The sequence below is a fragment of the Anabaena sp. UHCC 0204 genome, assembly GCF_009711975.1.
GTDB lineage: Bacteria > Cyanobacteriota > Cyanobacteriia > Cyanobacteriales > Nostocaceae > Dolichospermum.
This window is the reverse complement of sequence record NZ_VIKW01000029.1, coordinates 23,179-36,072: the sequence shown is the minus strand read 5'-3', so window position 1 is coordinate 36,072 and position 12,894 is coordinate 23,179. Positions and strand designations below refer to the sequence as shown.

Here is a 12,894-nt window from a genome sequence, read left to right as displayed (position 1 = left end):
ATGATCAGTTGTTAATTATCAATTATCAATTATCAATTATCAATTATCAATTATTATGAGATCCCCCCAAAATAATCAATTTGACTACGTAAAAATTGGCATAGCTTCACCAGAAAGGATTCGCCAGTGGGGTGAACGCACTTTACCTAATGGCCAGATGGTAGGTGAGGTGACAAAGCCAGAAACTATTAATTACCGGACTCTCAAACCGGAAATGGATGGTTTGTTTTGCGAGCGCATCTTTGGACCTGCTAAAGATTGGGAATGCCATTGTGGCAAATACAAACGAGTGCGCCATAGAGGTATTGTTTGCGAACGCTGTGGTGTGGAAGTTACCGAGTCTCGTGTCCGTCGTCACAGGATGGGTTTTATTAAACTAGCCGCTCCAGTTGCCCACGTTTGGTATCTCAAAGGGATTCCTAGCTATATTGCCATTCTCCTGGATATGCCCCTGCGGGATGTGGAACAAATTGTTTATTTCAATTCCTACTGTGTTTTAGCACCAGGAAATTATGAAACCCTCAGCTACAAGCAACTCCTCAGCGAAGACCAGTGGCTAGAAATTGAAGATGCTATCTACAGCGAAGATTCCCAACTGGTGGGTGTAGAAGTGGGCATTGGGGCAGAGGCACTGTTGCGACTGTTGGCTGATATCAATTTGGAACAAGAGGCGGAAACCCTGCGGGAAGATATTGGTAATGCCAAGGGACAAAAACGAGCGAAGTTAATTAAACGGCTGCGGGTGATTGATAACTTCATTGCCACTGGTTCGCAGCCAGAGTGGATGGTGATGGAAGTGATTCCTGTCATTCCTCCTGATTTGCGCCCTATGGTGCAGTTGGATGGGGGCAGATTTGCCACTAGCGATTTAAACGATTTGTACCGCCGGGTGATTAACCGCAACAATCGCCTCGCCAGACTCCAGGAAATCTTAGCGCCAGAAATCATTGTCCGTAACGAAAAACGGATGCTGCAAGAAGCGGTGGATGCGCTGATTGACAATGGTCGTCGGGGACGGACTGTGGTGGGGGCAAACAACCGCCCGCTGAAATCTTTGTCAGATATTATTGAGGGAAAACAAGGACGATTCCGCCAAAACCTGCTGGGGAAACGGGTGGACTATTCCGGACGTTCGGTAATTGTCGTCGGTCCCAAGCTGAAAATCCATCAATGTGGACTACCTAGAGAAATGGCGATTGAACTGTTTCAGCCTTTTGTGATTAATCGGTTGATTCGTTCTGGCATGGTGAACAATATCAAGGCTGCTAAGAAGCTGATTTCTCGCAATGATCCTAGTGTTTGGGATGTGTTGGAAGAGGTGATTGAGGGGCATCCGGTCATGTTAAACCGTGCGCCCACTCTACACCGTTTGGGGATTCAGGCTTTTGAACCAATTTTGGTAGAAGGGAGAGCGATTCAATTGCATCCTTTGGTCTGTCCGGCTTTTAATGCTGACTTTGATGGTGACCAAATGGCGGTTCATGTGCCTTTGTCTTTGGAGAGTCAGGCAGAAGCGCGGTTGTTGATGTTGGCTTCTAATAATATTCTCTCACCGGCAACAGGTAAACCGATTGTCACCCCTAGCCAAGATATGGTCTTGGGGGCATATTACCTGACTGCGGAAAATCCCAATGCAACGAAGGGGGCTGGGGGCTATTTCTCATCTTTGGATGACGTGATTATGGCTTATGAGGCGAAGCAGGTTGATCTCCATGCCTATATCTATGTGCGATTTGATGGGGAAATTGACTCTGGTGAACCGGATACTGAGCCTTTGGAAGTCACCGAAGATAAGGATGATAAGGGCAAGCTGATTAGTCGGACGCTGAAGTATAAGTTCCGTCGTGTCCGGGAAGATGCCCAAGGCAATGTAATTTCTCAGTACATTTATACGACTCCTGGCAGAGCAATTTATAACAAGGCTATTCAGGAAGCGATAGAGGCGTAAGCAAGGTGACAGGTTACAGGTGACAGGTGACAGTGAATAAGAAGGTGAGATTAATTTTCTCTCACCTTACCCTCTTCGGTGCCTCCTGCTTCCTATAATCTGTTACCTCTAACTTCTTCACCTGTAACCTGTAACCTGTAACCTGTAACCTAAAATTATGACTAAAGCAGTTTTTCGCAATCTTGTGGTTAATAAGGCTAAACTGAGAGATTTGATTTCTTGGTCATTTACTCACTATGGAACGGCGCGGACGGCGGTGATGGCGGATAAGCTCAAAGATTTGGGATTTCGCTATGCCACCAAAGCCGGGGTATCTATTAGCGTAGATGACTTGATGATTCCTCCTTCCAAAAAAGAACTCCTGGAAGCAGCCGAGACAGAGATATTGGCCACAGAAGAACGCTATCAACGGGGGGAAATTACCGAAGTTGAACGTTTCCAGAAGGTAATTGATACTTGGAACAGTACCTCAGAAGCCCTCAAAGATGAGGTGGTTGTCCACTTCAAAAAAACCAATCCCCTCAACTCCGTTTATATGATGGCGTTTTCCGGGGCGCGGGGAAATATTTCCCAAGTGCGGCAGTTGGTGGGAATGCGGGGACTAATGGCAGATCCCCAAGGGGAAATTATTGACTTGCCAATTAAGACCAACTTCCGGGAAGGATTGACCGTTACCGAATATATTATTTCTAGTTATGGGGCGCGCAAAGGCCTGGTAGATACGGCATTGCGGACAGCCGACTCTGGTTATCTGACTCGCCGTTTGGTGGATGTGTCCCAGGATGTGATTGTCCGGGAATTTGACTGTGGCACTACTAGGGGTTTGAGCATCCGCGCCATGACCGAAGGTAGCAAAACCTTGATTAAACTCTCTACCCGGTTGATGGGGAGAGTGGTGGGAGAAGATGTGCTGCATCCCCAAACCAAAGCGATGATTGCCCCTCGGAATACACCCATAGACGATGATTTAGCGATCGCTATTCAAAAAGCCGGTGTCAAGGAAGTGATTGTCCGCAGTCCTTTGACCTGTGAAGCCGCGCGTTCAGTCTGTCAGCATTGCTATGGTTGGAGTTTGGCTCATGCCAAAATGGTGGATCTAGGGGAAGCAGTGGGGATTATTGCCGCGCAAAGTATTGGTGAACCAGGCACACAGCTAACCATGCGGACATTCCATACCGGGGGTGTGTTTACAGGCGAAGTTGCCCAACAGGTGCGATCGCAAGTTCCCGGAACTGTGAAAATTCCTCGCAAGCTACAAACTCGTCCTTATCGTACCCGTCATGGTGAGGATGCGTTGTATGTGGAAGCCAACGGCACAATCATGATTGAAGGGGACAAGAAACATGGGGGTGCAAGTCAAGAAATAGCCGTTACCCAAGGTTCAACCCTATATATCCATGATGGTCAGCAGGTATTGGCAGAGCATTTGGTGGCAGAAGTAGCCTTGGGAGGCAGAACCACCAGAACCAATACAGAAAAAGCCGTCAAAGATGTGGCTTCTGACCTGGCTGGAGAGGTGAAATTTGCTGATGTGGTGGCTGAACAAAAGACCGATAGACAGGGCAACACCACCACCACAGCTTCCCGTGGGGGACTGATTTGGATTCTGTCTGGGGATGTCTACAATTTGCCACCGGGGGCGGAGTTGGTGGTGAAGAATGGTGATGGCATTGACACCAATGGGGTCTTGGCTCAAACCAAATTAACTACCATCCATGGGGGTGTAGTGCGGTTGCCGGAGGCGATACCAGGGAAGGCGACCAGGGAAATAGAAATTATTACGGCTTCAGTGATTTTGGATCAAGCCGCCATTACGGTCCACAGTTCCCAAGGCCGGAACAATTACCTAATTACCACTGCTAACAATCAAGAATTTAACCTCCGCGCTACACCAGGAACAAAGGTGCAGAATGGCCAGGTGGTAGCAGAATTGATTGATGACCACTACCGCACCACTACCGGGGGTTTGTTGAAATTTGCCGGGGTGGAAGTCCAGAAAAAAGGCAAAGCCAAATTGGGTTATGAGGTAGTGCAGGGGGGAACGCTGCTGTGGATCCCCGAAGAAACCCATGAGGTGAACAAGGATATTTCCCTGCTGTTGGTGGAAGATGGCCAGTTTGTGGAAGCAGGAACAGAAGTAGTCAAAGACATTTTCTGTCAGACTTCTGGGGTGGTGGAAGTTACCCAAAAGAACGACATTCTCCGGGAAGTGGTAGTCAAACCAGGGGAATTGCTGATGGTGGATGATCCAGAAGCTGCCATGGTTCATGACAATACCTTCTTGCAAGCTGGTGAGGAGTTGCAAGGGACAGTGGCGACGGAGTTGCGCTATATCCAATATGTGGAAACACCAGAAGGTCCAGGGTTGTTGAGTCGTCCGGTGGTGGAGTTTGCTGTGCCAACTACTCCTGATGTCCCCGCTACCACCTCTATTAGTCAGCATACGGGGCGGTCTATTCAGTTGCGAGCAGTGCAGCGGATTCCTTACAAAGATTCCGAGCGGGTGAAGTCGGTGGAAGGAGTGGAACTGCTGCGGACACAGATAGTTTTGGAAATTGACCAAGAAGAGTCGGCTGAACACGGTGCTTCACCTCTGGCGGCGGATATTGAGTTGATTGCCGATGCCGAAAATGAGGAAATCCAGAGATTGCAGTTGGTGATTTTGGAATCCTTGGTAGTGCGGCGCGATATTACTGCTGATGCCACCCAAGGCAGTACCCAAACGACCTTGGAAGTGACCGACGGTGACACTATTGCCCCTGGTGCTGTGGTAGCACGGACGAGTATTTTGTGTAAGGAAGGGGGCGTTGTCCGCGGTGTGCAGAAGGGGACAGAAACAGTGCGTCGTTGTTTGGTATTGCGATCGCATGATTTAATGACTGTCAGCACTACTGTTGCCCCTAAAATCAAAACTGGGGACTTGGTAGTGGAAGGCAGTGAAATTGCCCCTGGTGTATTGGCCAGTGATTCCGGTCAAGTAGTGGAAGTAAAAGCAGGTGACAGGTTACAGGTTACAGGTGACAGTAGTTCTTCTTCGCTGTCACCTGTAACCTCTGGCCTGTCACCTTCTTACACCATTACCCTAAGAGTTGGTCGTCCTTACCGGGTGAGTCCGGGGGCGGTTTTGCAGGTGGAAGATGGGGATTTGGTGCAGCGCGGTGACAATCTGGTGTTGTTGGTGTTTGAACGGGCAAAAACTGGGGACATTATTCAAGGTTTACCCCGGATTGAGGAACTGTTGGAAGCCCGGAAACCCAAGGAAGCTTGTATTTTGGCACGGCGGCCGGGGGAAGTGAAGGTTGTCTATGGTGATGGGGATGAGGTGACATCCATCACCCGCGAGGCTTACTCAATTAAGGTGGTGGAAAGCAACGGCACGGTCACAGACTATCCCCTTGGTCCTGGACAAAATTTGATTGTTCCGGACGGGGCGCAGATTGTAGCTGGTCAACCTTTGACCGATGGACCATCCAACCCCCATGAAATCCTGGAGATATTCTTCAGCTTGGGTTCGGAAGATGGGGTTTATGCCTGTGCGAGTCATGCTTTGCAGAAGGTACAAACCTTTTTGGTGAATGAAGTGCAGATGGTGTACCAATCTCAAGGGATTGAGATTTCTGACAAGCACATTGAGGTGATTGTGCGGCAGATGACCAACAAAGTCCGGATTGATGATGGTGGTGACACAACCATGTTACCGGGTGAACTGGTGGAACTGCGCCAAGTGGAGCAGGTGAATGAAGCCATGTCCATTACTGGTGGCGCGAGGGCAGAATATACTCCCATGCTGCTGGGGATTACCAAGGCATCGTTGAATACCGACAGCTTCATTTCGGCGGCTTCGTTCCAGGAGACGACTAGGGTCTTGACTGAAGCAGCCATTGAGGGGAAATCGGACTGGTTGCGGGGTTTGAAGGAAAACGTGATCATTGGCCGCTTGATTCCTGCGGGTACTGGCTACAATACCTATGAGGAAGCGGGGGCAATTGAGGACTACGTGACAGATATGGGTAGTGGGGTATTGGATGAGGGCGATGACCCCTTAGATATGGTGTTGGATGACCGCACAGCCAAGCTCTATAATTTGGATGCGCCGGGGGCTGGAGACGGTGGTTTTGGTAGCAAGCTAGGGGAGCGGCTGATTTTGGATGATGACGATGATCTGATTGCTGATGAGATCATTGATCTTGTGGAAGATGATGATGAATATGAGGAAGATGAGGAAGAGGAAGACGACGACGATGATTTTGATGATGAATAAAATTTAGTTGTAAAAGGGGTAGGAAATAATCTTACCCCCTTTGTCAGTTCTAGTTTTCACTGAACTATGATTATGAGTTTAATGATCAAAAATCACCAAGCTTGATATTAATCCCAGACTCAAGTGGAGGAACTTTTAGATACTCCACTGGTTCATACATTTTTCGATTTGAGTTATTTGTATCCTCACATGATTTGAAAAAAGACTCTGGGTTATTGATGTAATCCAGAGGATTTATTTTTTTACAGTCTGGATCTTTGATTGTAAAATATGATTTAGTATTTAATGTCGGTGTATAATCCCAATTGCTGTTAATTGTGGCAGGTTGTGTGATTAGAGCCTCTGCTTGGTTACTTTTAACTGTAGTATTGGATACTGGCTGAGTATTGGCATGAGCATCATGACATTGTACTAATTCGCACAATATAAAACTCAGTATTAAAAGAGGTAATTTCATCATTAACTGTTTACTCGTATCATGTTTGTCTGTTCGCATCACTATCTCACTAGAAGTCAGTAACCCAGCCCTAAAGGGACTGGGTTTGCAAGAGTAATCAAGCAAGCCGTACTGACCAGACCACCCTGAGCGTAAGTCTTATGGTAGCCGTTATTTGAGTCACGACACCTTGGAATGCGTTCGCGCCAGCGTGCCGTCAGGCATAGCTAGTTCCCTGCTCTGTCATTTGCAATTAAACAGTTTTAAGGTCACTGAAACAGTGTTGCAAGTCTAAACAAGCTCTTATAACTGGTCGAAGCTAACATTACCCCAGAAATGGGAGGCACATCGCGTGCAACACATTATGCGTACAGAGTTGGGAAATTTGAATCGGTAATTGTCCCGTTGAAAGTACATCACAAAAGTACCCCGAATTTCCTAACTCCAAGGCGGTAATAAAGAAATATTTAAGGCGGTTAAAACCGTGGTCAGTGAGCTTGTCGAACTGCTCGTGTCGTTTTCCTCTCAGCACTAAAGTGACTGAGTTTCCCACTTACCGCAAGGTCTTATGACAAAACTTCTCTCTAGTTCGTAGTCCTCAATTTCCCCTAATATAACTTGAAGAATTGTATGAAAATTACAATCGGCTAGATGCAAGGTTAGATTAAACAAAGCAAAACCCAATAAATGCGATAGTTTATGCTTATTCACATTAAATAAGCGTGCTTTTACCTAAGCTGAAAATCAAGGCTTTTTTGAATTTGGCGAAGGTATTGTAATATTAAACCAGTTTCATAGGAGGATATAGTTCTTTATTGACACTTTTCTATATAAAAATTCCTGGCGGTATTGAAATATGAATTTAGGTGTAAATGTGTTTCCTAAAAATTGTTTATAGGGGTTTTGATATGATCATAAATCGTGTTTATACTTAAACTCAGTAACGTTGTTACTTTTGAATAAAAACTACAATATCACCAAAATTCTTAATTTTCATACCTGACAATTTTTTTTCAAAGTTCAAATACTATGGCAATAGATTCGATGATCACTTACTATCTTTAACCGAAATGTCTTTAAAAATAGTTAAAAATTTCGATAGCAGTTTTACGCTAGAAAATCAAGCTCAGGAAACTCTGTTTAGTTTATTAACAGGTGAGGCTTTTCTCAAGCAAATATGCCAAAATCTGCAATTGCAAGAAATTGAATTTACACAATTGCTGTTTCAACCAGTTCCTTACAGTTTGCTAACTCCCAAAGGAATGCCAGCCGAATTTGAACAATACTATCAATCTGAAGACTATACCATTATTAACATACCACCAAATTTTATGTTTAATGCTAAAATATTTAAGCCAAGCCGTCTATGTGCGATTTACAAGAAAATTGGGTAATCAATAAGAGCTATAAACTGTTAATTCATTTATGACACAAGAAATAAGTTTACCAACATTAGCCAGTCTGGAATACTTTGCCTATATTGATGATAATGGTGAAGTAATAGCTGACTTTCAGGGAAAAATCGGGGTTTATGCTATTTTCGATCAAGATAAAAATCTCCAATTTGTGGGCTATTCCCGTGATATTTATCTAAGTTTAAAACAGCATTTAGTCCGTCAACCACAAAGCTGTTATTGGGTGAAAGTAGAAACAATAGAACGTCCTAACCGGACAATTTTAGAAAATATTGAAAATGCTTGGATAACTGAAAATGGGAATAATGCTATCACTAATACTGAGGATAAACAAAAATGGATTAATCCCATTGATATCAAAGAATTAATGACAGCAGAAGAACAAAATAATTATCAGAATATAGCTATTGATGAATTTGCGAAAAGCAAAGTTTTAAAAAATGTAGCCCGGCGCGTTGAAGAAGAAATTTTAGCCGTGATAGCAGCACGGGGGGTAAAAACACAAATCCGCTTTAACCCTAAATTAAAAGAAACAGGATTATTAGATTTGAAGTGAATGGGGTAAAAGAGACAAACCGTGATTTTTGTGGTTAATTAACCGTCTCGATCAAATTAATCAAGCAAAGCATTGTTGGTGATTTTTGCCTATACCCTGACGATTAGACATTAAAGCTGTACACTGTATAACAAAGTATCCTTTCCCTGACTGGCGCTAATTTATGCAAACCTTGCTAAATAATCGCTATCAAGTTATTCGTACACTAGGATCTGGTGGATTTGGCGAAACCTTTCTCGCTACGGATTCGTATATGCCATCTAAGCGTTTATGTGTTGTAAAACAGCTAAAACCAATCCAAAATAACCACCAGATTTACCAGTTAGTACAAGATAGATTCCAACGGGAAGCAGCTATTTTAGAAACACTTGGTGGTCATTGTGATCAAATTCCGGCTCTGTATGCTTATTTCTGTGCTGATGGACAATTTTACTTAGTACAAGAGTGGATTGAAGGTAATACGTTAACAAAAGAATTCCAGAAACAGGGATTATTTACAGAAACAGTGGTTAGGGAAATATTAATAAATATCTTACCGGTTCTGGATTATATCCATTCAGAACATATTGTTCACCGCGACATTAAGCCAGATAATATTATTTTACGTCATCATGATGGTAAACCGGTATTAATTGATTTTGGTGCAGTGCGGGAATCAATGGGAACAGTGATGAATTCCCAAGGTAATCCGACTAGTTCGATTGTGATTGGTACACCTGGATTTATGTCCAGTGAACAAGCAGCAGGTAGACCAATTTATTCTAGTGATTTATATAGTTTAGGGTTAACAGCAATTTTTTTGTTAACAGGGAAAAGACCACAAAAATTAGAAACAGATTCTCAGACTGGTGAGGTGTTGTGGAGACATTATATTGGTAATTTAGATCCAACTATAGCGAGGGTAATTGATAAAGCGATCGCCTATCATCCACGCGATCGCTATCCGACTGCAAAAGCAATGTTGGCGGCTTTACAAAGTCCCATCAATTCCTCTTTCACAACCCCAGCACCATCTCTTATTACAAACTTTATATCTACACTACAGGAATCAACTATTTCTTACCCAGTTAATAGTCCAGTTAATAGTCCAGTTAATACTCAGAAGACTATTCTCATGGGTAGTTTAATCGCTGGTGGTTTAGTTGGTGTATCAGTAATTATTAGTCAATTAATCACACAATCTTTCAAATCTACAACAAAAACTGAGGTGTCAATTTCGACAACAAGAACCATGACAACCCCATCGGTTCAAGATAGTCCTGTGACTTTACCAATTTTACAACCGCCATTAAATATAACACCCACAAATCCTGAATTAATCTCACCAATCCTACCCTCAGAAACTAATACAAATGTAGATAATTATGCTTGGTTATCTCAAAGGCCAGTCACGGATGTAGATTTATTTGGCAAAAATGGTTATCAATTAGATATTATGCGAAATACAATTTTTGCTATTTATGGTCGTCGTTTTGAAGACCCAAGTTTACAAGACTACTTTAATAAACAGTCTTGGTATATTCCCCAATATACACCAGAAGAATTTCCCATGAAATTATTATCAAAACTAGAAATGGACAATATTGCCTATATTGATCAATATCAAAACCGTTATCAATTAAGACATTTTCCGAATAAATTTTGAATTAGGAATGAGGTTTTCCCAGCATCACAATCGAACACTTCAAATTATTAATCACCTGAGTAGTTACCTCACTGACCGCTAATCCACCAGTGGTGCGATAGCGCACAGAGCGCAAAACCACCAAGTCAAATGCCTGAGCTTGCTCAATAATGGTTTTGGCAATATCATCACCAGCAATTGTGAGGATATTTGTATTTACTTTTAACTTGCTTTGATTAGCAATATCAGACAATTGAGCCATAAAATCTGTGATCTGATGAGAGAGAGTTTGGCGATCGCTGACGTGCAGAAGTACAACTTCAGCTTGATTAGCATCAGCTAAAATTTGGGCAAACCTCACAGTACCGATAGTCACTCTCCTTAAATCACCCACAGGTACAAGAATTCGTTTAATTTCTGTAGGACTTCTTAACAGCCGTGTTACTGCTACTGGGCAGTGAGAAGACCAAAAAACCTTATCAATGAGACTACCAAATAAACGAGCGCGTAAATTCCTCGTATTTCCCCAACCCATGATCACTAAACTAGCATTTTGTTCCCGACTGGCGTGACTAATCCCCAAAGCTATATCATCATCAATGCGAATTTTAGGTGATATTTGGACATTAAACTCTTGACTAATTTCTAAAGCCAATTTCAATCTTTGCTGACTTTGTTCTAATGCCGTTACTAATTGCGGATCATCCATATTCAGGTGGGCTTTGGTAATAGCTAATGGCATAATCTGTCCCGATTCATGCCGAGCCAAAAGTGCTGCCATTTCTAACAGATAACGTTGAGTAAGCGGATTATAAATGGGGACTACGACAATAAATGGCGGGTAATCTTGCTGCAATCGGTTGTCTGCTTTCTCTGCTGCTTCGGTTACTTGCTCATAAGATTCCCACCATACCGATAGACTATCTGTTTTCCAGTCCTTGGTGGGGACAAGTTGTAAAGACCTCGCCACCCTAGCTGTAATTATTGGACCAACAATAGCAGTAATCAACATCAAAACAATGACACTGTTTAAAACATCCTCACTGATTAGTCTCTCACCAGCAGGATTTAAAGATTTATAGGCAACTAATGTTGCTGCTAGTGTAGCTGCTACCTGCGGTAGTGACAATGACCACATTGTTAGCATCTCTGAAGTATTGTAGCGATACAATATTTTGGCTAAAAAAGCCGCCCCAAATTTACTGCTAATCAAAGCCACTACAATTGTCGCAGTCAGACTAATTGAACTGAGAGTTTGGATAAAAGCAGGTATATCAATTAGTAATCCCATATCCACAAAGAAACAAGGGATAAAAAGCACACTACCAACAAACTCCACTTTTTCTTTAACGGGGCTATTTCCCAAAACGCCGTTAACTGCTAAACCTGCTAGAAATGCACCAACAATTTTTTCTACTCCAATTATCTGCGCTCCTACAGATGCCAAAAATAAGGACAGCAAGATAAACAAAAACTGATAACCTTCTTCATCTCCAGAACGACGGAAAAACTCTTTTCCCACCCAATTAAAACCAAATAAAATCAACACCGAATAAATTGCTAGTCCACCCAATAAAGTAGCTAATTTAAAAGCTGTAAAATCTCCTCCATGAATACCAACACAAATTGCTAGTACCAACAACGCACCTGTATCAGTGAAAATTGTTGCCCCAATTGTCACAGTTACTGCTTCATTTGCTACGACTCCCAAGCGACTGATAATGGGATATGCCAACAGGGTATGGGAGGCAAGTAAAGAACCAATTAAAACAGAAGAATTCCAACTAAAATTGAATAGCCTGCCAGTCACAATACCAGCAATTAAAGGTACTAAAAATGTCAGAGTCCCAAACCCAATTGAGCGATTTTTGGTTTTGCGAAACTGCTCAATATCAATCTCTAATCCCGCTACAAACATTAAATAAACTTTCCCAATATCTGAGAGAAGTTTTATGGTTTCGGATTTAGAGTTTAGGAGATTAAGTGCATTTGGACCGAGGAGTACACCTGCTAGTAGCAAACCCACTAATCCAGGTAATTTTAATCTCTCAAATAGCGGCGGAACAATAAAAATAGCTATAAGGAGAATTGTAAAAGAAATGATAGGTTCTGCGAGAAAATTTATTGGCATTTTTAATAATTGACAATGGACAATTGATAATTAACAATTACCTCGCTCTGGAAGTGTGAGGATTGAGAAAGAAGAATTTTGGTTTTTAGGTTATTTTTATGAAAAACCTGGTTGACACTCCCTGCTCCAAGGAAACGGGGATTTTTAAGACCAAATAAATGTCTACCACTTCCTCTAACATACCTTCAAGATCCAAGATTGGGTTGTTCGCGTTAGCGTTGCGAAGAAATGTTAAGTTCAAACCAACAAATGCCTTGGGTTTTGCTCTGTTCAAGCTAACCTATGAAAAAATGCCGCAGGTATTGTCAGTCATACAGATTTTTTTGATTTTGCATTTTGAATCGGTGAATTTTGAATTAGTAGGTAAACAGAAAAAAACCGCAATATGTAACGAAAAGTAAAATCTCCCAACACCTGTTCCCTATTCCCTGGCCATAGGTTACTGAGCGAAGTCGAAGTAACGACAATTTTTAACGCCAACCTACTTTGTTTATTTGATATACATTTGGAAAGGTATCTCGCG

General features: G+C 42.7%; 7 protein-coding genes. 5 read left to right on the top strand and 2 right to left on the bottom strand.

The features are described from left to right. Positions 1-55: 55 nt before the first annotated feature. Both FJR04_RS19895 and FJR04_RS19890 read left to right on the top strand, forming a co-directional pair. Complete coding sequence (locus tag FJR04_RS19895; RefSeq protein ID WP_168497985.1) at positions 56-1,948, top strand: DNA-directed RNA polymerase subunit gamma; 1,893 nt, start codon at positions 56-58, stop codon at positions 1,946-1,948. Between the two features lie 157 nt (positions 1,949-2,105). After that, on the top strand, positions 2,106-6,209 hold the full coding sequence (locus FJR04_RS19890; RefSeq protein WP_168497983.1) for a DNA-directed RNA polymerase subunit beta'': 4,104 nt from the start codon (positions 2,106-2,108) through the stop codon (positions 6,207-6,209). Positions 6,210-6,294: 85 nt separating this feature from the next. Here FJR04_RS19890 and FJR04_RS19885 read toward each other — a convergent pair whose 3' ends face one another. After that, positions 6,295-6,705 carry a hypothetical protein gene (locus tag FJR04_RS19885; protein WP_168497981.1) on the bottom strand — a complete coding sequence of 137 codons (411 nt, stop codon included), beginning with the start codon at positions 6,703-6,705 and terminating at the stop codon, positions 6,295-6,297. A 1,010-nt stretch (positions 6,706-7,715) separates the two neighbouring features. On the opposite strand from FJR04_RS19885, the gene FJR04_RS19880 reads away from it, so the two are divergent. The 3 genes from FJR04_RS19880 to FJR04_RS19870 all read left to right on the top strand — a co-directional run bounded on the left by FJR04_RS19880 (position 7,716) and on the right by FJR04_RS19870 (position 10,261). Next, entirely contained in the window at positions 7,716-8,039 is a 324-nt protein-coding gene (locus tag FJR04_RS19880; RefSeq protein ID WP_168497979.1) for a hypothetical protein, read from the top strand. A gap of 31 nt (positions 8,040-8,070) precedes the next feature. Beyond that, positions 8,071-8,616: a GIY-YIG nuclease family protein gene (locus FJR04_RS19875; RefSeq protein ID WP_168497977.1), complete on the top strand. Its 546-nt coding sequence runs from the start codon at positions 8,071-8,073 to the stop codon at positions 8,614-8,616. 163 nt (positions 8,617-8,779) lie between these two features. Beyond that, complete coding sequence (locus FJR04_RS19870) at positions 8,780-10,261, top strand: YARHG domain-containing protein (RefSeq protein WP_168497975.1); 1,482 nt, start codon at positions 8,780-8,782, stop codon at positions 10,259-10,261. A 1-nt stretch (position 10,262) separates the two neighbouring features. Here the strand turns inward: FJR04_RS19870 and FJR04_RS19865 are convergent, their stop codons facing one another. Next, on the bottom strand, positions 10,263-12,371 hold the full coding sequence (locus FJR04_RS19865) for a cation:proton antiporter (RefSeq protein ID WP_168497973.1): 2,109 nt from the start codon (positions 12,369-12,371) through the stop codon (positions 10,263-10,265). Between the last annotated feature and the right edge of the window lie 523 nt (positions 12,372-12,894).